17 protein-coding genes are annotated in these 19,463 nt (G+C 74.9%); 10 read left to right on the top strand and 7 right to left on the bottom strand.

All coding sequences use genetic code 11. The features are described 5' to 3' along the window. Positions 1 to 86: 86 nt before the first annotated feature. Genes galK through BGK67_RS30205 form a run of 3 tightly spaced genes read right to left on the bottom strand, consistent with a single transcriptional unit; the run spans position 87 to position 4,095 of the window. Positions 87 to 1,244: a galactokinase gene (gene galK, locus BGK67_RS30215; protein ID WP_069923045.1), complete on the bottom strand. Its 1,158-nt coding sequence runs from the start codon at positions 1,242 to 1,244 to the stop codon at positions 87 to 89. Beyond that, positions 1,241 to 2,284, bottom strand: a complete 1,044-nt coding sequence (gene galT / locus BGK67_RS30210; RefSeq protein WP_069923044.1) for a galactose-1-phosphate uridylyltransferase — start codon at positions 2,282 to 2,284, stop codon at positions 1,241 to 1,243. Before galT ends, galK begins: the two co-directional genes overlap by 4 nt. A 14-nt stretch (positions 2,285 to 2,298) precedes the next feature. Beyond that, positions 2,299 to 4,095: a glycoside hydrolase family 35 protein gene (locus tag BGK67_RS30205; protein WP_069923043.1), complete on the bottom strand. Its 1,797-nt coding sequence runs from the start codon at positions 4,093 to 4,095 to the stop codon at positions 2,299 to 2,301. A gap of 164 nt (positions 4,096 to 4,259) precedes the next feature. Here BGK67_RS30205 and BGK67_RS30200 point away from each other — a divergent pair, with 164 nt between their 5' ends. Next, positions 4,260 to 5,411 carry a substrate-binding domain-containing protein gene (locus BGK67_RS30200; RefSeq protein WP_069923042.1) on the top strand — a complete coding sequence of 384 codons (1,152 nt, stop codon included), beginning with the start codon at positions 4,260 to 4,262 and terminating at the stop codon, positions 5,409 to 5,411. 128 nt (positions 5,412 to 5,539) lie between these two features. On the opposite strand, the gene BGK67_RS30195 is transcribed toward BGK67_RS30200, so the two are convergent. Beyond that, on the bottom strand, positions 5,540 to 6,358 hold the full coding sequence (locus BGK67_RS30195) for a sugar phosphate isomerase/epimerase family protein (protein WP_069923041.1): 819 nt from the start codon (positions 6,356 to 6,358) through the stop codon (positions 5,540 to 5,542). Next, positions 6,355 to 7,443 carry a LacI family DNA-binding transcriptional regulator gene (locus tag BGK67_RS30190; RefSeq protein WP_069923040.1) on the bottom strand — a complete coding sequence of 363 codons (1,089 nt, stop codon included), beginning with the start codon at positions 7,441 to 7,443 and terminating at the stop codon, positions 6,355 to 6,357. Before BGK67_RS30190 ends, BGK67_RS30195 begins: the two co-directional genes overlap by 4 nt. A gap of 242 nt (positions 7,444 to 7,685) precedes the next feature. Between BGK67_RS30190 and BGK67_RS30185 the strand changes: the two genes are divergently transcribed. The 7 genes from BGK67_RS30185 to BGK67_RS30155 all read left to right on the top strand — a co-directional run bounded on the left by BGK67_RS30185 (position 7,686) and on the right by BGK67_RS30155 (position 14,941). After that, a complete protein-coding gene (locus BGK67_RS30185; protein ID WP_432215533.1) occupies positions 7,686 to 8,810 on the top strand; it encodes a Gfo/Idh/MocA family protein in 1,125 nt (374 codons plus the stop codon). Then, entirely contained in the window at positions 8,807 to 9,964 is a 1,158-nt protein-coding gene (locus tag BGK67_RS30180; RefSeq protein WP_069923038.1) for a dihydrodipicolinate synthase family protein, read from the top strand. The genes BGK67_RS30185 and BGK67_RS30180 overlap by 4 nt, the downstream gene beginning before the upstream one ends. Further along, positions 9,961 to 10,800: a sugar phosphate isomerase/epimerase family protein gene (locus BGK67_RS30175; RefSeq protein WP_069923037.1), complete on the top strand. Its 840-nt coding sequence runs from the start codon at positions 9,961 to 9,963 to the stop codon at positions 10,798 to 10,800. The genes BGK67_RS30180 and BGK67_RS30175 overlap by 4 nt, the downstream gene beginning before the upstream one ends. Positions 10,801 to 11,325: 525 nt before the next feature. Then, positions 11,326 to 11,724, top strand: coding sequence for a VOC family protein (locus BGK67_RS30170; protein ID WP_069923036.1), 399 nt, complete (start codon positions 11,326 to 11,328; stop codon positions 11,722 to 11,724). A 161-nt stretch (positions 11,725 to 11,885) separates the two neighbouring features. After that, positions 11,886 to 12,410 (top strand): DUF4352 domain-containing protein, encoded by a 525-nt coding sequence (locus BGK67_RS30165; protein WP_079154454.1) that lies wholly within the window; start codon positions 11,886 to 11,888, stop codon positions 12,408 to 12,410. Positions 12,411 to 12,522: 112 nt separating this feature from the next. Then, entirely contained in the window at positions 12,523 to 13,857 is a 1,335-nt protein-coding gene (locus tag BGK67_RS30160) for a glycoside hydrolase family 18 protein (RefSeq protein WP_069923035.1), read from the top strand. Between the two features lie 202 nt (positions 13,858 to 14,059). Beyond that, positions 14,060 to 14,941 carry an aldo/keto reductase gene (locus BGK67_RS30155; RefSeq protein ID WP_069923034.1) on the top strand — a complete coding sequence of 294 codons (882 nt, stop codon included), beginning with the start codon at positions 14,060 to 14,062 and terminating at the stop codon, positions 14,939 to 14,941. Here BGK67_RS30155 and BGK67_RS30150 read toward each other — a convergent pair. Next, positions 14,904 to 15,902 (bottom strand): sugar kinase, encoded by a 999-nt coding sequence (locus BGK67_RS30150; RefSeq protein WP_069924215.1) that lies wholly within the window; start codon positions 15,900 to 15,902, stop codon positions 14,904 to 14,906. The genes BGK67_RS30155 and BGK67_RS30150 overlap by 38 nt on opposite strands. Further along, a complete protein-coding gene (locus tag BGK67_RS30145; RefSeq protein WP_244291356.1) occupies positions 15,899 to 16,549 on the bottom strand; it encodes a bifunctional 4-hydroxy-2-oxoglutarate aldolase/2-dehydro-3-deoxy-phosphogluconate aldolase in 651 nt (216 codons plus the stop codon). The genes BGK67_RS30150 and BGK67_RS30145 overlap by 4 nt, the downstream gene beginning before the upstream one ends. Before the next feature lie 88 nt (positions 16,550 to 16,637). Here BGK67_RS30145 and BGK67_RS30140 point away from each other — a divergent pair, with 88 nt between their 5' ends. Together BGK67_RS30140 and BGK67_RS30135 are read left to right on the top strand one after the other, a co-directional pair. Beyond that, positions 16,638 to 17,438, top strand: a complete 801-nt coding sequence (locus BGK67_RS30140; RefSeq protein WP_079154453.1) for an IclR family transcriptional regulator — start codon at positions 16,638 to 16,640, stop codon at positions 17,436 to 17,438. A 219-nt stretch (positions 17,439 to 17,657) separates the two neighbouring features. Further along, positions 17,658 to 19,307 carry a sigma-70 family RNA polymerase sigma factor gene (locus tag BGK67_RS30135; RefSeq protein ID WP_069923033.1) on the top strand — a complete coding sequence of 550 codons (1,650 nt, stop codon included), beginning with the start codon at positions 17,658 to 17,660 and terminating at the stop codon, positions 19,305 to 19,307. Positions 19,308 to 19,463 lie beyond the last annotated feature (156 nt).

The raw sequence follows: 19,463 nt of genomic DNA, 5'->3' as shown, positions 1-19,463 counted from the left end.
GCGATGCCTGACCGGCCGTCGGATCAGTCTAGAAGAGTCCGCCGAGCCGCTTCCCGATGGCCGAGGCCTCCGGCCTCCGGCCTCGCCTAGCCCACGCGGGCGGCCCCCGCCGACGGGGCCGCCGGCGCGATGCGGGGCGGTGCGTGGCCCGCCCGGCGGAAGGCGTCCGTCACGGCCCGCGTGACCGCGGGTTCGGCGGCCGCGTCGATCAGGGCCAGGGCCGAGCCTCCGAAGCCGCCGCCGGTCATGCGCGCCCCGTAGGCCCCTGCCGCGCCGGCCGCGGCCACCGCCAGGTCGAGCTCCGGACAGGAGACCTCGTAGTCGTCGCGCAGCGAGACGTGCCCCTCGGTGAGCAGCGGGCCCGTCTCGCGCAGCCGTCCGGCGCGCAGCAACCCTTCGATGCGCAGCACCCGTTCGTTCTCGGTGACGACGTGCCGGACGCGTCGGCGCGCCTCCGGATCGCCGAGGCGGGCCAGCGCCCGGTCGAGGCCCTCGTACGGGAGGTCGCGCAGGGCCGGTACGCCGAGGGCCGCGGCCGCCTGGTGGCAGGAGGCCAGGCGCTGCGCGTAGGCCCCGTCCGCCAGGGCGTGCTTGACCCGCGTGTCGATGACGAGGAGGCGCAGGCCCGCCGCCGCGCAGTCGAAGGGGATGTGCCGCTGTTCGAGGCTGCGGGTGTCCAGGTGGAGGGCGTGGCCTTCGGTGGCGCATGCCGAGGCCATCTGGTCCATCACCCCGCAGGGGACGCCGACGTACGCGTTCTCGGCGCGCCGGGCGAGCGCGGCCAGTTCGGGCCGGGTGAGCGGGAGTCCGTACAGGTCGGCCAGGGCCAGTGCGGTGGCCACCTCCAGGGCGGCGGAGGAGGACAGGCCGGCTCCGGTCGGCACGTCGGACCGTACGTGCAGATCGGCCCCCCTGATGGGAAGGTCAGCCTCCAGCAGGGCCCAGAAGACCGCGGCCGGGTAGGCGGCCCAGCTGTCGGCGCCCTGCGGCGGGCGCTCCGGGTCCAGGGCGGCGAGGTCGAGGGTCACCACACCGGCGGGGATGTGCGCGGAGTGGAGCCTGAGGGTCCGGTCAGCGCGGGGGGCCGCGGCCACCTCGGTGCGCTGCGGCAGGGCGAAGGGCAGGGCGAAGCCGTCGTTGTAGTCGGTGTGTTCGCCGATCAGGTTGACCCGGCCGGGCGCCGCCCACACCCCCTCGGGCGGGTACCCGTACAGCTCCCGGAATTCCTGGGCCGTCCCGGTCACGGGCTCGCCACCTCCCGCAGGCGCGCGGCCGCGTCCTCGGGCCGGACGTCGTTCATGTAGGCCTCCATGCCGGATTCGGTCCCGGCGAGGTACTTCAGCTTGTCCGCGGTGCGCCGGACCGTGAACAGCTCCAGGTGCAGTGCGAAGTCCTCGCGGCCCTCGCCGAGCGGGGCCTGGTGCCAGGCGGAGATGTACGGGGTGGGGTCGGTCCGGCCGAAGAGCCGGTCGAAGCGGCGCAGCACTTCCAGGTAGATCCGGGGGAACTCGGCGCGGGCCGCGTCACCGAGGGCGGGCAGGTCGGGGACCCGGTGGTGGGGGTAGAGGTGGACCTCGTACGGCCAGCGCGCGGCGTACGGCACGAAGGCGGTCCAGTGCTCCCCCGCGAGGACGACGCGTGAGCCCTCGGCGCGTTCGGCGGCCAGGACCTCCTCGAACAGGTTGCCGCCGGTGCGCTCCCGGTGGGCGGCGACGGTGGCGAGCATCCGGGTGGTGCGCGGGGTGACGAAGGGGAAGGCGTAGATCTGCCCGTGCGGGTGGGCGAGGGTGACGCCGATCTCGGAGCCCCGGTTCTCGAAGCAGTACACCTGGCGGACGCCTTCGCGGGCGGACAGCTCGGCGGTGCGGTCGGTCCAGGCGGCCAGCACCAGCGCGGCCCGCTCCTCGTCGAGCTGGGCGAAGGAGGTCCGGTGGTCGGGGGTGAAGCAGATGACCTCGCAGCGGCCGGTGTCTCCGGCGAGGGAGGGGAAGCGGTTCTCGAAGACGGCCACCTCGTAGTCGGGGGCCGGGATCTCGCTCGCGCGCCCTTCGGTGGAGGGGCACAGCGGGCAGGCGTCGGCGGGCGGGTGGTAGGTGCGGTCCTGCCGGTGGGAGGCGATGACGACGCTGTCGCCGAGCAGCGGATCGCGCCGGACCTCGGAGGTGCTCGCGGTGGCGGGCGCCCCGAGCGGGCGGGTGTCGGGGAGGGCGCGGGCCGAGCCGTCGCCGGTGTCGTAGTACAGGATCTCGCGGCCGTCGGCCAAGTGGGTGCTGGTGCGCTTCACGCGAGGATCCTCTCTCACTGGAGGGTGACGACCGTGCGGCGGCCGAGGTCGGGCCGGTCGCGCAGCGGCAGTTCGCCGCCGGGGCGCTCCAGTTCCAGGACGACGATCTCGTTGCCGCCCGGGTTCCACAGGGGGCCGGGGGCGTAGAGCGTGCGCTGGGGGCCGCGCGGGGTGTCGTAGTGGCCGAGGAGGAAGCCGTTCAGCCAGACCAGGCCGGTCCCCCAGCCGGACACGTCCACGAAGGCGTCGGCCGGCGGGCCGGTGAGGCCGTGGGTGAAGCGGTGGAAGACGGGCCGCCCCTCCTCGGGGGCGCCGGGCGTGGCCGCGGCGAACTCCAGGCCGGCGAGGTCCGTGAGCGGCAGCGGGCGGATCTCCCACTCGAACAGCTGCTGGTGGCCGTGGCGTACGCCGCGCCAGATGCCCTTGCGGTCGTCGAGGAGCGGGCCGTAGTTGACCCTGCCCTGCGCCCTGACCAGGATGTCGAGGACCACGCCGGCCTCCCCGACGGGCAGGTCGAGCCCCTCGTCGGGGGCGTTGCGGTCGAGGATGCCGAGCGGCAGTCCGTCGGCGAAGACGTACGCGCGGTCGCCGAGGCCGTCGATCTTCACGGGCATGGCGGGGCGCGGCCCGGTGACCGTGGTCCGGTAGTGGATCAGGCCGTGGCTCTGGCCGAGGCGTTCCATCGACTCGGGAGCCGGGCGCAGTACCGGCGGGCCGCCGAGCCGGTCGAGGGCGCCCAGCAGCGGCGCGCTGCCGGCGGGGGTGGCGAGGGCCGGGGTGATCCGCGGCGGCGGCTGGGGCAGCGGGATGCCGGGCAGCGGTACGTACTTGCCGATGACCTCGCGGAAGGCGTGGAACTTGGGGGTGAGTTCACCGGCTTCGCCGATGGGCGCGTCGTAGTCGTAGCTGGTCACGGTGGGCTGGTAGCCGGCCTCCCCCGGGCGGGAGCCGGTGTGGTTGGCGCCGGCCCAGAAGCCGAAGTTGGTGCCGCCGTGGGCCATGTAGAGGTTGACGGAGGCGCCGGTGGCGAGGAGTTCGTCGAGCGAGTCGGCGGCGTCTTCGACGGCGCGGACGTGGTGGTCCTCGCCCCAGTGGTCGAACCAGCCGATCCAGAATTCCATCGCGGCGAGCGGGCCGGTCCTCTGGTAGCGGCGCAGGGCTTCGAGCCGCTCGGCGGGCCGCGCGCCGAAGGTGGCGGTGGCGAGCCGGCCGGGGAGCATACCGCCCTGGAGCATGGCGTCCTCGGGGCCGTCGGCGGTGAACAGCAGGCAGTCCACGCCGCGTTCGACGAGGGCCCGCTCGACGTGGGCGCGGTAGCGGCTGTCGTTGCCGTACGAGCCGTACTCGTTCTCGATCTGTACGGCGACGACCGGTCCGCCGCGGCTCGCGAGGAGGGGCAGCAGCTCGGGGACGACCAGGTCGAACCAGCCGTCCACCTCGGCCTCGAACCGCGGGTCCGAGCAGCGCAGGTGGAGGCCGTCGACGGCGAGGAGGCGGGCGGGCAGGCCGCCGAAGTCCCATTCGGCGCAGATGTAGGGGCCGGGGCGGACGATGGCGTCGAGGCCGAGGTCCTGGGCGGTGCGCAGGAAGCGGGCGAGGTCGCGCCAGCCGGTGAAATCGGCCTTGCCGGGGGCGGTCTCGTGGAAGTTCCAGGGGACGTAGGTGTCGACGGTGTTGGCGCCCATCGCGCGCAGCCGCTCCAGCCTGTCCTCCCACAGGTCCGGATGGACCCGGAAGTAGTGCAGGGCCCCCGAGACGATGCGGTGGGGGCGGTCTGCGCGCCGGAATCCGTCCTGGTCGTGGGTGAGCATGCGCTGACTCCCGAGAGGTCGTGATGCCGTGAGGTGCGGGGCGCCGCCGAATATATGAACGCTTTGACCATGCCGTCAATGAGAGCTGATCGCAATCGATCGAATCGATCGGTTCGACTGCCTATGATGGCGGGCGACGGAACGGCAGACCGCAGGGGGACCCCTTGAGACCACACGTAGACCAGCGTCAGGCCCAGGTACTCGCGCGCGTCCGGGCGCGGGGCAGTGTGCGCGTCGCGGAGCTGGCCCAGGAGCTGGGCATCTCCCCCGTCACCCTGCGCCGGGACATCGAGGCGATGGCGGCGCGGGGCGAGATCCAGCGGATGCACGGGGTGATCAGCCGGGTGGAGCCGGGCTCCGCGCCGGCGGCCGGCCGGGCGGGCGCGGGGGAGGCCGGAGCCTCGGGCGGCGCCCCGGCCCCGGCCGCTGCGGGTCACGGCGGCCCGGCCGACGGCGAGGGGCTCGTGATCGGGATGGTGGTGCCCACCACCGAGTACTACTACGCCGATGTCGTACGGGGGGCCCGGGCGGCCGTGGAGGCCCGCGGCGCACGGCTGACGGTGGGGCTGACCCGCTATCTGCCGGGCGAGGACCGCACCCAGGCGGACCGGCTGCTGTCCACCGGGGCGCACGGACTGCTGCTCACCCCGAACTGGGAGGCCGGGTCACCCGGGCCCGGGGAGGGGGCCTGGACGGTGGAACTCCCCGTTCCGACCGTGCTGGTGGAGCGGTGGGCGCCGCCGGGGCATCCGGCGGCGGCGCTGGACCGGGTGGCCTCCGACCACGCGCACGGCGCGGCCGGGGCGGTACAGCACCTCGTGGGGCTGGGGCACCGGCGGATCGCGCTGGCGAGCCGGACCACGCCGACCACGGCGCGGCTGCGGGCCGGGTACGAGGCCGCGGTGGCCGCGCTCGGGCTGGAGCCGGCGCCGCCGTGGCCGGCGGCAGGGCCGGGCCCGCTGTCGGACGCGGACGCCTTCGCCCGGACCCTGGAGTACCTGTGCGGCGCGGTGACGGCGGGCGGGGTGACCGCGGCGCTGATCCACAGCGACACCGACGCGATCATGCTGATCCCGCGGCTCCAGGCGCGGGGGGTGCGGGTCCCGGAGGACCTGGCCGTGATCACGTACGACGACGAGGTCGCCGGGATGGCCGACGTACCGCTGTCCGCGGTGGCGCCGGCCAAGCGCGAGGTCGGCGCCCGGGCGGCGGGCCTGCTGCTGGACCGGCTGGTGGACCGCCTGGCGGGCGAGGACGCACAGGACGGCCCCCGGCAGCACCTGGAACTGCTGCCGCGGCTGACGATCCGCACGTAACGGGTTGGCGAACCACGGAGCCTCCGGCCAGGCCCGTACCCGAACTGATTACTTCGATCGGATTGCCCATTCGATCTTGGCTCGGTCCGAGGTCGCGGGGCCGTCCCGAGCCGTACGGGAGCTGCCGGCTACCCCGTCCGCTCCCCCGGGGCGGCGGCCGCCACCAGCCGCGCCAGCTCCTGGCGGCCCTGGGCGAGGCGGCCCGGCAGTTCGGCCGCCCCGGGGTACCAGCGCTTCTCGTACTCCCAGCAGAGCCAGCCCGCGCCGGCCGAGGCGGACACCGCTTCGGCCACCGCTTGGGCCAGCGGCAGCACTCCGGCGCCGAGCCCGAGCGGGGTGAGCTCCTGCGCCGAGGCCACGTCCTTGACCTGCACGTAGCCCAGGTGCGCGGCCAGGGCCTGCCCAGACCGCTCCGGGCTCTCGCCGCCGAGCCAGGTGTGCAGTACGTCCCACAGCGCGCCCGCTCCCGGATGGGCGACCCGGTCCAGGACCCGGGCGGCTCCGGCCCCGGTGCGGTGGGAGTCGTGGGTCTCCAGCAGGATCCGCACGCCGTGCCGCTCGGCGAACGGCGCCGCGGCGCGCAGCCTGCGCACGGCGTTGGCGTCGGCGGTCTCCTGCGGCAGGCCGCGGCCGCCCGGGAAGACCCGTACGCAGGGGGCTTCGAGATCGGCGGCCAGCCCCACCAGCGCGCGCAGTTCGGCGAGGACCGGCTCGTCCTCGCCGGCCGCGGCCACTTTGGCGTAGCCGGCGATGGCGAGGACGGCGACCCCGGCGGCGGTGAGGGTGCGCAGGCCGGCGGCGCGCTCGGCCGGCGGGCTGCCGGGGTGCAGGGGCTCCTCGGGGTGCGCGCGCAGCTCCAGGCCGTCGTACCCGTGGGCGGCCGCGAGGGCCGCGCTGCGGTCGAGGGGGGTTCCGGGCAGGCCGAGCGTGGAGAAGGCGTACTTCACGGGCCGTTCCTTCCCGCGGGGGCGGGTCCGGTGGAGGCGCGCACCATCAGCTCGGTGGGCAGGGTGGTGATCCCGCCCGGGGGCAGCGGTCGGCGGCCGGTGACCAGGAGGGCGGCGAGCGCTCCCGCCTCGCGCAGGGGCACCCGGACGGTGGTGAGGGCGGGGGCGGTGTCCGCGCAGAACGGCAGGTCGTCGAAACCGGCGACGGAGACGTCCTCGGGGATGCGCAGCCCGGCCTCGCGCAGGGCTGCGGCGACTCCGGTGGCGACGGTGTCGTTGGCCGCGGCGACGGCGGTGAAGGGTGCGCCGCGGCGCAGCAGTTCGCGGGTGGCGTCGTAGCCCGCGGAGCGGGTGAAGGCGGCGTGCACGGTCAGGTCGGCGCAGGCCTCGGGAAGGCGGGGGTCGTGCCGCAGCAGGGCGGCGCGGTGTCCGGCGAGCCGCTCGCGGGTGGTGCTCAGGCCGGGCGGGCCGGCGACGGAGGCGATCCGCCGGTGTCCGAGGGCCAGCAGGTGTTCGGCGAGGCGGAAGGCGCCGCCGTGGTCGTCGAACGCCACGGTGGCGACGAGCAGTCCGGAGGGCGCGCCGGCGGGCAGCGGCAGCGGGGGCCGGCCGCACAGGACCACGGGCGCACCGCTCGCGGCGATCCGGGCCACGCGGGCGGCGAGTGCCGTGGTGTGGCCCGGGTCCTCGGCGGCGCCGCCGGTGAGGACGACTCCGCCGGCCCGCTGGCCTTCCAGCAGGGCGAGGTAGGCCAGTTCGGCCGCGGGGTCCCCTTCGGTGTTGCAGACGACCGCGAGGCGGCGGGCGCCGCCCGGGCCGGTGGGCGCGAGGGCGCTCTGCAGGGATCCGGCGAGTATGCCGAAGAAGCTGTCCGCGACGTCGTGGACGAGCACGCCGACGAGGTCGGAGGTCGCGGCCGCGAGCGCGCGGGCGGGCCCGTTGGCGATGTAGCCCAGTTCTTCGACGGCCCGCTCCACCCGGGTGCGCGTGCCGCCTGCCACCGGGTATCCCCCGTTCAAGACGCGCGAGACCGTGGCGGGCGACACCCCCGCGCGCGCCGCGACCTCGGCCAGGGTCACCGCCATGCCGCACCGCCTCCTTCCTCTGCCGCCCGGGCTCGGCGCCCGGGGATCCGTTGGTCCCGGTCATCGTCTCATCCGGTGTGTGGATCTCCATGATGCCTGATTGAGCAAGCGCTTTCTATCACTCGTTCGTGTCTTGCAGTCGCGAGGAGCGAGGCTCTAGCTTGGACGCAGTGAAAGCGCTTTCTATCGCTTTCCATCGAACGGGGGAGGACACCGTGGACCGCAGGACGATCAAGATCGCCATGAACGGCGTGACCGGGCGCATGGGATATCGGCAGCACCTGGTCAGGTCGCTGCTCGCGCTGCGCGAGCAGGGCGGGCTTCCACTCGGAGACGGCACCGTGCTGTGGCCGGAGCCGGTGCTCGTGGGGCGCCGGGAGCCGGCCCTTCGGGAGATCGCCGAGCGGCACGGCCTGGAGCACGTCAGCACCGACCTGGAGGCGGTGCTGGCCGATCCCGAGGTCGAGATCTACTTCGACGCCCAGGTCACCAGCGCCCGCGAGACGGCGATCCGGCATGCCATAGCCGCGGGCAAGCACGTCTACTGCGAGAAGCCGACCGCCCTGACCTTCGCGTCCTCGCTCGAGCTGGCGCGCCTGGCCGCGGCCGCCGGGATCAAGCACGGCGTGGTGCAGGACAAGCTGTTCCTGCCCGGGCTGCTGAAGCTGAGACGGCTGATCGAGGGCGGCTTCTTCGGCGAGATCCTCTCCGTGCGCGGGGAGTTCGGGTACTGGGTCTTCGAGGGTGACTGGCAGCCCGCCCAGCGGCCCTCGTGGAACTACCGCGCACAGGACGGCGGGGGCATCGTCGCCGACATGTTCCCGCACTGGGAGTACCTGCTGCACGAGCTGTTCGGCCGGGTCCACACGGTGCAGGCCCTCACCCGGACCCATATCGGCCGCAGATGGGACGAGGAGGGCAAACCGTATGAGGCCACGGCCGATGACGCCGCGTATGGAACCTTCGAGCTGGAGGGCGGCGCGGTCGCCCAGATCAACTCCTCCTGGGCGGTGCGGGTCCACCGGGACGAGCTGGTGGAGTTCCAGGTGGACGGGACGCACGGGTCGGCCGTCGCCGGGCTGCGGAGCTGCCGCGTCCAGCACCGCGGGGCCACCCCGAAGCCGGTGTGGAATCCGGATCTGCCACAGACCGAGCCCTTCCGCTCCCAGTGGCAGGAGGTACCGGACAACGCCCCCGCCGACAACGGCTTCAAGGCCCAGTGGGAGCTCTTCCTGCGCCATGTCGTCCTCGACGAGCCCTGGCGGTGGGACCTGCTGGCCGGGGCCCGGGGCGTACACCTCGCCGAGCTCGGCCTGCGCTCCTCGGCGGAGGGCCGGCGGCTTCCGGTGCCGGAGGTGGTCCTGTGAGCATCCGGCTCCCCTCGGCGGGCGGCGGGTACCGCCTGCACCGGCCGAACACCGACCCCTTCGCCCCGCTCAGCTGCGGCCCGGCGCACAGCCGGAGGTTCTACTCGGCCGCGCACGTGGTCGCCGATCCGCGGACCCGGCCCGGCGCGGCTGGGCCCGGGGTGGACTGGGAGGCGACGCTGGCCTTCCGCCGCCGGCTGTGGGCGCAGGGCCTCGGAGTCGCCGAGGCCATGGACACGGCGCAGCGCGGCATGGGCCTGGACTGGCCGGCGGCCGCGGAGCTGATCCGGCGTTCGGCGGACGAGGCCAGAGCCGTCGGCGGGCGGATCGTCTGCGGGGCGGGCACCGACCAGCTCTCCCCGGACGAGGCGCACCCCCCGGCGGCCGTCACCGCGGCGTATCAGGAACAGCTCGCACACGTCGAGGACTGCGGGGCGGGCGCCGTCCTGATGGCCTCTCGGGCACTGGCGGCCGCGGCCCGCGGCCCCGAGGACTACCTGGAGGTGTACGGGGGGCTGCTCCGGCAGAGCGCGCGGCCGGTCGTACTGCACTGGCTGGGCCCGGTGTTCGACCCGGCGCTCGCCGGCTACTGGGGACACGACGACCTCGACGCGGCCACGGAGGTCTTCCTGAAGATCATCGCCGACTGTCCGGAGAAGGTGGACGGGATCAAGGTCTCGCTGCTGGACGCCGAGCGGGAGGTGGACATCCGCCGGCGGCTGCCGGCCGGGGTGCGCTGCTACACGGGGGACGACTACCACTACCCGGAGCTGATAGCGGGAGACGGGGAGCTGGCGAGCGACGCGCTGCTGGGCATCTTCGACCCGATCGCCCCGATAGCGGCCCGGGCGGCGCTGGCACTGGACCGGGGGGACACCGCGGGCTTCCGGGCGCTGCTGGATCCGACGGTCCCCCTGTCGAGGCATCTCTTCGCACCGCCGACCCGCTTCTACAAGACCGGGGTGGTGCTGCTGGCCTGGCTGGCCGGGTACCAGGAGGAGTTCAGGATGCTCGGCGGGCTGGAGTCGGCCCGATCCCTGGAGCATCTGGCGGCGGCGTACGAACTGGCCGACGGGCTGGGGCTGTTCCCGGATCCGGAGCTCGCCGAGGACCGGATGCGGGGGCTGCTCGCGCTGCACGGGGTCGCGTCGTGAAGCCGGCGCCCGCGCCGGCGCGGCTGAGCCTCAACCAGGAGACGATACGCCAGTGGTCGCTGCCCGAGCTGGTCGCCGGGTGCACGGCGGCGGGCGTGGGCGCGGTCGGGCTGTGGCGGGATCCGGTCCGGGCGTTCGGGGTACGGGAGACGGCGAAGCTGGTCGCCGGGGCGGGGCTGCGGGTGAGCTCGCTGTGCCGGGGCGGGTTCTTCACCGCCGCCGACCCCGCCGGGCGGGCCGCCGCGCTCGACGACAACCGCCGGGCCGTGGCGGAGGCGGCCGAACTGGGCGCGGACACGCTGGTCCTGGTGTCCGGCGGGCTGCCCCCGGGCGAGCGGGACCTGGTGGGGGCGCGCGGGCGGATCGCCTCGGTCCTCGGCGAGCTGGCGCCGTGGGCCGCCGCGCACGGGATACGGCTGGGGATCGAGCCGCTGCATCCGATGTTCGCGTCGGACCGGTGTGTGGTGTCCACCCTCGGCCAGGCCCTGGACCTGGCCGAGCAGTTCCCCGCGGAGCAGGTGGGGGTGGTGGCCGACGCGTACCACCTGTGGTGGGACGAGCGGCTCCCGGCGGATCTGCTCCGGGCGGGCGAGGGCGGGCGGATCGTAGCCGTCCAGGTGGCCGACTGGGTCACCCCGCTCCCCGAAGGGGCGCTGCTGGGGCGCGGGCAGTTGGGGGACGGCTGTATCGACCTGCGGGGCTTTCGCCGGCTGGCGGACGCGGCCGGCTACCGGGACCCGGTCGAGGTGGAGATCTTCAGCCCGGGCCTGTGGGCCCGGGACGGCGCGGAGGTCCTGAGGGAGGTGATCGACCGCTACCGGCAGCACGTGGACTGAGACGGGGCCGCAGAAGTGGGGGCCGGTTCGCGGACCGGGTCAGCGTCCTGCCCGGGGAGCCGTCGGGCCGTACGTGTGCACCACCGCGCCCCGGTTGGCCGTCTCCGCCTACCGGATGGGCCGGTACGGCGGAGCCCGAGCCCCGGCCGGTGCGGCACTCCGAAGCCCTGCCCGGGGTGCGGAAGCCCGGGTCCGCCGTGGAGGCCGGGACCCGGACGGCCCGCATCCGGTGGACCCGTACGGCGACGGTCGCCACCACGACTGGCCCGAGGACTGCCACCTGCTGTGGCTCGACGCCCAGGGCGGTGAGGGGCAGCGGTTCGTCCGGAACCACCCCCGCAGGGCACCCTCGAGGCCCTGGACGGGAAAGCGTGAGGGGGGCTGGGGCGGGCGGGCTCCGGGCGGAACCCGGTGGACTTCGCCGGGCGGCTCTGACTAGCATCGGCATCCGCGGCATCGCGTGTCGGTCACCGGCTGGGTGAGGCATGGAGGTCGCCGCGAAGTGCCTTTCGGAGGCATCCACCCATGTCAGTCGCACTGAACCACACGATCATCCACTCCCGTGACAACCGGGAGTCCGCCGCATTCCTGGCGCACGTCCTGGGCCTGAGCGTCGGGGCCGAAGCCGGCCCCTTCATCCCGGTCGAGACCGCCAACGGCGTCACCCTGGACTTCGCGACCATCCCCGCCGAGTCCATCACCCCGCAGCACTACGCGTTCCTCCTCTCCGAGGAGGAGTTCGACGAGGCCTTCGGCAAGATCCGGGCCTCGGGGGCGGCGTACTACGCCGATCCGCACGGAAAGCACCCCGGCGAGATCAACCACAACGACGGGGGCCGCGGCGTGTACTTCACGGACCCCGCGGGCCACGGGATGGAGATCATCACCCGCCCGTACGGGTACCAGGAGGACGGGGCCGCGTAGCCCCCGGCGGGCCGGCCGCCGGCGGTTCCGGTCTCTGGCGACGGGCGGCGGCTCGGACGCGCGCCGCCGCCCCTGCCCTCTCCTCGTCACCGGCCGCCGGTGGCCGTCCCGGCGCCGCGCGCGGGTGGCGGGACGCGGGGCCGAAGAGGATCGTGGACAGGGTGATCGGTGGATCGGCCGGTGCCCGCATGTCCCGGCGCCGCCTGCGCGGCGCGGCGGCCGCGTGCGTGCTCGCGGGATTCGGCCCGGCGCTGCTGGGCGCGGCCCCCGGCGGCTCGGGCGAGACCGTCTCCCTCGCCGGGAGCGGGCCCGGCCAGCGGCTCGACGTCACCCTGGTCCAGGTGGTGGACCCCGCCACCCCGGCCGACCCGCAGGGCCCGGCGCCCGACGCGTCGACCCGGCTGCTGGCCGTCCGGTTCCGGCTGGAGAACACCGGGACCGCCGTCTACAAGGACTCCCCCGCGCCGGCCGCGCACCTGCTGGACACCGCCGGTAAGCGGTTCTCCGGCCTCAACAGCCCCACGACGGCCGGGAACTCCTTCCCGGACACCGTCACCCTCAGCCCCGGCGGCTCGGCCGAGGGCTTCGTCACCTTCCGGCTGCCGCAGGACGCCACCGCGGCGGCGGTCCAGTTCGCGCTGAACGGCGGCCTGGCGGACGACGTCGGCCAGTGGAGCCTGCCGTAGCCGACCGGCGAGTTTCCGCCGCCCCCTTGACCGCTCTGGTCCAGACCAATAGTTTCCGGCATGCACCGCGCACGCGCTCACACCCCCGCTCCCGCATCCGCAAAGGAAGCCCATGCGCCGCAGCATGCTCGGCAGACTGGCCGTCGCCGCCTGCTCCCTCTCCCTCCTGGCCGCCTTCGCGCCCGCCGCCGGCGCCGCGCAGGACGAAGCGGCGGGCGGCCACCACCGCTCATACAAGAAGGTCGGCTACTTCACCCAATGGGGCGTCTACGGACGGGACTTCCAGGTCCAGGACCTGGAGGCGAACGGGTCCGCCGGCAAGCTCACCCACATCAACTACGCCTTCGGCAACGTCAGCGCCGAGGGCAAGTGCTTCACCGGCAACGTGCCCGGCGAGGCCGACGCCTGGGCCGACTACGTCCGCCCGCTCGACGCCGAGAACTCCGTGGACGGGGTCGCCGACACCTGGGACCAGCCGCTCGCCGGGAACTTCAACCAGCTCCGCGAGCTCAAGGCCAAGCACCCCGGTCTCAAGGTGCTGATCTCACTGGGCGGTTGGAGCTGGTCCACGCACTTCTCGGACGCCGCGCTGACCCCCGCATCCCGCAAGGCGTTCGTCCAGTCGTGCATCGACCTCTACATCAAGGGCAACCTGCCGCAGGACGGCACCCGCGGTGGCGCGGGCGCGGCCGCCGGGGTGTTCGACGGGATCGACCTCGACTGGGAGTGGCCGGGCTCGGCCGGGGACACGGACACGAAGTTCCGACCCGAGGACAAGCGCAACTTCACCGAGCTGGTCAAGGAGTTCCGCACGCAGCTCGACGCGTACGCGCGCGGCCAGAAGCGGAAGTCGCCGTACGAGCTGACGGCCTTCGTCCCGACCGCTCCCGCCAAGATCGACGCGGGCTTCGAGGTCCGCCGGATCATGCGCGACCTCGACTTCGTGACCCTCCAGGGCTATGACTTCCACGTCTCCGGCGAGTCCACCACGGCCCAGCAGTCCGCCCTGTACGCCCGGGGCGACTTCAGCGTGGACGGCACGGTCGACGCCTGGCGCGAGCGCGGGGCGCCCGCGCACAAGCTGGTGGTGGGCATGCCGTTCTACGGGCAGGGCTGGACGGGCGTCAGCGGCGGCGGGGACGGCATGGGCCAGCCCGCCACCGGACCGGCGCCGGCCACCTGGGCGGCGGGGTACGAGGACTACAAGGCCCTGAAGAAGCTGGCGGATTCGGGGACCTACCAGGTCCACCGGGACCGGCGCGGCGGGCACGCCTGGCTCTTCGACGGCACCACCCTGTGGACGTACGACGACCCGCAGGTGCTGCGCGCCAAGACCGGCTACATCCGCGAACACGGGCTCGGCGGCGCGATGTTCTGGTCCCTGGACGCGGACACCGCCGACGGCGAGCTCATGACGGCCGTGGACCGGGGCCTGCGGGGCCGCTGACCGGCCCGCGCAGGACCACTGACCGGCGCCGCCGGGCCGCGGAAACGGATCCGGCCCGGCGGCGTCCCACCACGTCCGCTCCCGCGCATGACGAGCGCGACGGTACGGGCGGTCGACCGCCTCCCCAGGCGCCGGGCGAGGGCGCCCTCCCCGGCGCTGGGTCAGGCGGCGGATGGGGCGACGAGCCCGGTACGGTCATCGGATGACAGAAACGATCACCGCGGCCTCGGCCGGCACCTGGCGGCTGGGCGACCTCACCGTCAACCGGCTCGGCTTCGGCGCGATGCGGCTCACGCATCTCGCCGACGGCTCCCCCAGCGACCGCGAGCGGGTGACCGGCGTGCTGCGCCGCGCCGTGGAGCTCGGTGTGAACCACATCGACACCGCCGCCTTCTACTTCTCGCCGCTGCGCTCCGCCAACGAGCTGATCAACCGCGCGCTGGCCCCGTACGCCGACGACCTGGTCATCACCACCAAGGTCGGGCCGGGCCGGGACGCCGCCGGGCACTGGTGGTGGGCAGAGCCCGGACAGTTGCGCGGGCAGGTGGAGGAGAACCTGCGCCAGCTGGGCCGCGACCACCTCGACGTGGTCAACCTCCGCGTCCCGCGCCGTGAGACGAGCGGGTCCGTCGCCGAGCACTTCGGGGCGCTCGCCGAGCTCCGCACCGCCGGCCTGATCCGCCACCTGGGCATCTCCAACGCCCGCCCCGACCACCTCGCCGAGGCGCGGGCCATCGCGCCGGTGGTGTGCGTGCAGAACCCGTACGGGATCGGTTCCCCGGCCGAGGACCACGCCTTCCTGGACGCGTGCGGGCAGCAGGACATCGCCTTCGTGCCGTTCTACGCGATCGCCGGCGCCGGCAAGGAGTCCGGGGCGGCCGCCGAGGACAGCCCCGATGTACGCGCCCTCGCGGAGGCCCACGGGGTCTCGACGGCCCAGCTGCGCCTGGCGTGGACCCTGAGCCGCGGCCCGCACGTCCTGGCGATCCCGGGCACGGGCAACCCGGACCACCTCGTCGAGAACGTCGCCGCGGGGTCCCTGCGCCTCACCCCCGAGGAGGTCGCGCTCCTCGACTCCCTGTGAGCCCGCGGTGCCGCGCGGCCAGCGCCGCCGTCTCCGCGAAGGAGGGGACGCGCCCGGTGCCGCCGCGGCCGGACACCGAGAGGGATGCGGCCGCCGTGCCGTAGGCGACGGCGTCCGCGAGCCCGTCGCCGAGGGCGAGGCGGGCGGTGGCCGTGCCGGTGAAGCAGTCCCCGGCTCCGGTCGCGTCGACCGGAGCCGGGTTCGGGGGCACGGGCTGGTACCGGGCGCCCGAGCCGTCGTGCAGCAGCAGCCGGCCGGCTCCTGCGGTGACCACGACGGTCCGGGCACCCAGCGCGCGGCAGCGGGCGGCGGCGGTGTCCGGGTCGTCGGTGTCCACGAGGGCGAGGGCGTCGGCCGGGCAGGAGGCCTTCAGCAGCCCGGTCAGCGGGGCGATCCAAGCGAGCAGGTCCCGGGCCCGGTCGCGGCCGGTCAGCCGGGGGCGGAAGTTGGGGTCGTACGAGAGGTGCCCGCCGGCCTCGTGCACGAGCCGTGCGGCGGCCAGCACGGCGTCGTGGCTGCTCGGTGAGAGCGCGGCCGTGATCCCGCTGGTGATCAGCGCCGTGGAGGTGGTGAGCAGCCCGCGCCAGGACTCCACGTGGGCGGGTGCGAGGGTGGAACCGGCGCTGTGGGTGCGCCAGTAGACGAACTCCCGGTCGCCTGCGGTGTCGTCGGACAGCAGGTAGGCGCCGTTGGGCCGCGGGGCGCGGCGCACGTGGGAGACGTCCACGCCCAGTTCGGCGGCGCGGCGCAGCAGCGGGGTGCTGAGCTCGTCCTCGCCGACGACGGCGAGCAGGGCGGTCCGGGCGCCGGCGGCCGCGGCGGCCGCGGCCGCGTTCAGCGCGTCCCCGGAGTAGGAGATGCGGGCCGCTGTGCCGTCGGCGAGCTCGCCCAGGGCGGCTGCGGCGTGGATCTCGACGAGCACCTCGCCGAGCACCAGGACGTCGTACGGCGCGCCGGTCACGGCCGCGGCTCCCGGCGGGCGCAGCCGCCGCGGCCGCAGCACGGACCGGCCAGTTCGGCGAAGACGGCGGCCAGTTCGGCCGGGTCGTCGGGCAGCCCGCTGCCGATGCCGACGGCGTCCGCCCCCGCGGCCAGCCAGTCGGGGACCTCGGCGGGCCGGATGCCCCCGGTGGGAACGATCAGCCCCGCGGGGAGGACCGCTCTGAGGGAGCGGATGAAATCCGGCCCGCCGACGTGGGCCGGAAACACCTTGGCGGCGCCCCCGTCCCGGACGGCGGAGGCGATCTCGCCGGGGGTGAACCCGCCCTCGATGAAGACGGCTGCGCGGCGTGCGGCGATGTGTCGCACCTCCGGGGCGGGGTGGGGGGAGACCAGGAAGCCGGCGCCCGCGTCCAGGGCGGCCGCGGCCTGCTCGGCGGTGGTCACCGTGCCGACGCCGACGAGGGCGGGGCGGCCGTGGGCGTCGGCGAGCGGGGCGGTGCGGGTGACGGCGGCCGCCCAGCCGGGTGTTGAGGTGGTCAGCTCGACCGCGCGGCATCCGGCGGCGAGCAGGGCGCCGGCGCGCCGGACTGCCTCGTCGGCATCGGGGCTGCGCAGCACCGGCAGCAGGCGCTGGGCGGCTATGACCGCGTACGGGTGGCAGGACAAGGAACCCTCCCGTTCGTTCCACGTAGTGGAACGGCGTATTGTGTAGCGGAACCATGTGGTCTAGACCCTACACAGTCCAGGAGTCGGCGTGTCAACGGATGGGGCCCAGGACCCGGGGAACGGCAGCGCACCGCGCGGAGGGCGGACCTCCGCCGCGGGATCGGCGCTGGAGAAGTCCCTGCGCATCCTGGAGGCGGTGGCCGCCCCCGGCGGGCCGCACCGGCTCGCGGAGGTGACGGCGGCGGCCGCCGTGCCCAAGTCCAGCACCTTCCGGATCCTCGCCTCGCTGGCCGAACAGGGCTTCGTACGCCAGGAGGGCGACGGCCGGTACGGGGTGGGGCCGCGGCTGCGCGGACTGTCCGCCCTGGTCAGCGGCGGGGAGCCGGCGAGCATCGGGCGGATCCTGGACGAGCTGCGGCAGGCGGCCGGCGGGCAGACCGTCCATCTGGCCCTGCACAGCGGGCGCACCGTCACCTATGTCCGGAAGCTGGAGAGCGAGCAGCCCTTCCGGACGGCCTCCCGGGTCGGGATGCGCATGCCGCTGCACACCACCGCGATCGGCAAGAGCATCCTGGCGCATCTGCCCGAGGAGGAGGTACGGGAGCTGCTCACCGCCACCGGGCTCGCGCCGCGCACCGAGCGGACGGTCACGAGCAAGGAGGCCCTGTACGCACAGCTGGCCGAGGTCCGCTCCCGCGGCTTCGCCCTGGACGACGAGGAGAACGAGCCCAGCATCCGCTGCATCGGCGCGCCCGTCCTGGGAGCGGACGGCCGCCCGGTCGGCGGGGTCAGCATCACCACCGTCACGTTCCTGGTCTCCCGCGAGGAGATCGAGGCGTACGCACCCGCCCTGCTCGCGGCGGCGCGGGCGCTGGCTCCGCTGCTGTGAGCAGGGTGGAGCCGGGTGGTGTCGGGCACCGCCGCCCGGGATGCGATGCTGACCGCGCCGCGGCGGCCGGGCGGGACCGCGCCCGGTCCCGGCGGTGCCCCCTTTCGCCCGCGGCGGGGGCCGGGAAATCATGCTCCGGATAAGTGTTATCGAGACCCCTCTCGACGGTCTCCCATGCATTGGGCATCATCGACCGCCGGTACGGACAGGGAACATCACATGAGCACTCAGCACACGGCAGCGCTGGTGGCAGCGGCCCGCGCGGGCGACCCCCGCGCGCAGGACGAACTCGTCGGCACGCACCTGCCGCTCGTCTACAACATCGTCGGCCGGGCCCTGAACGGGTCCTGTGACGTGGACGACGTGGTGCAGGACACGATGCTGCGGGCCCTCGACGGGCTGGGCGGCCTGCGCGCCGACGAGAGCTTCCGGTCCTGGCTGGTGGCGATCGCGATGAACCGGGTACGGGCGTACTGGCAGGCCCGCCAGAGCGGCTACGGCGAGTCCACCCTGGAGGCGGCGGGCGAGGTCGCCGACCCGGGGGCCGACTTCGTCGACCTGACCGTCGTCCGCCTGAACCTGGCCGGCCAGCGGCGCGAGACGGCCCGCGCCACCCGCTGGCTGGAGCCCGACGACCGGGCGCTGCTGTCGCTGTGGTGGCTGGAGTGCGCCGGGGAGCTGACCCGGGCCGAGGTCGCCGCCGCGCTGGAGCTGTCCCCGCAGCACACGGCGGTGCGGGTGCAGCGGATGAAGGCGCAGCTGGAGGCGGCCCGCGTGGTGGTGCGCGCCCTGGACGCCCAGCCGGTGTGCGAGGAGCTGCGGACGCTGGCGGCTGGCTGGGACGGCCGGCCCTCGGCGCTGTGGCGCAAGCGAATAGCCCGTCACGCGCGGGAATGCGTACGGTGCTCCGGCCTGTGGAGCGGCCTGGTCCCGGCGGAGGGACTGCTGGCCGGGCTGGCCCTGGTACCCGTCTCGGCGGCCCTGCTGGCCGGGGTCCGCGCGGCCGGTACGGCCGGCTTCGACCCCGTGGCCGCCGCCTACGGCGCCGGCGAAGGCACGGGCGCGGGCGCCGACTTCGCCGACACGGCGGCCCATGCGCACTTCGCCCCGGACGTGGCGACGGCGGGCGGGAGCCGGGGCGCGCTGCGCAAGCGCCGGCAGAACCGTCGGCGGGTCATCGGTGGGGCGGTGCTGGCCGCCTGTGTCGCGGGCGGCGGCCTGGTGTACCTCGGCACGCTCCCCGGCTCCGGCGAGAAGAAGACGGCCGACGCCGCCGCCCCGGCCCCGCTGGCCGCGCTCTCGGCCTCGGAATCCGCGCTCCCCTCCGAGCCGCCCTCGCCGTCCGCCTCCGCGTCCCCCTCGGCCTCCGCCTCCGCGTCCCCCTCGCCGTCGGCCTCCGCCTCCCCCAGTGCGGCCGCGAGCCCGACCCCGACGCCCAGCCGCAGCACCTCCCCGAGCCCGAAGCCCCCGGCGCCGGCGCCCGCCCCGCCGGGGGTGGCGGGCCAGGTCGTGGCGCTGGTCAACTCCGAGCGGGCGGCGGCGGGCTGCGGGCCGCTGAAGGAGGACGCCCAGCTGCGGACCGCCGCCCAGAACCACTCGGACGACATGGCCCGGCGGGACTACTTCTCGCACACCAGCCCCGACGGGACGGACCCGGGCCAGCGGACCACCACCGCCGGGTACCGCTGGTCGACGTACGGGGAGAACATCGCGAAGGGCCAGCAGACGGCCCAGTCGGTGATGGACGCCTGGATGAAGAGCCCGGGGCACCGCGCGAACATCCTCAACTGCTCCTTCAAGGACATCGGCGTCGGCATCCACCAGGGTGCGGGCGGTCCCTGGTGGACGCAGAACTTCGGGGCGAAGTAGCCGGCGGTCGGGGGCGGTTCAGGGCTGGACGCCGTGCAGCTTCTCGGGGTTGACGACGAAGCGCAGCGCGGTGGTCCGGCCTTCGGCCGCCTCGAAGGTGACCGCGCCGACGGGCACCCCCGCGAGGGTCGTGAGCCTCGGCGTCGGCGACGCTGC

The sequence above is a fragment of the Streptomyces subrutilus genome, assembly GCF_001746425.1.
GTDB lineage: Bacteria > Actinomycetota > Actinomycetes > Streptomycetales > Streptomycetaceae > Streptomyces > Streptomyces subrutilus_A.
The sequence above is the reverse complement of the archived record's forward strand: the minus strand, read 5'-3'. Positions and strand labels throughout refer to the sequence as shown.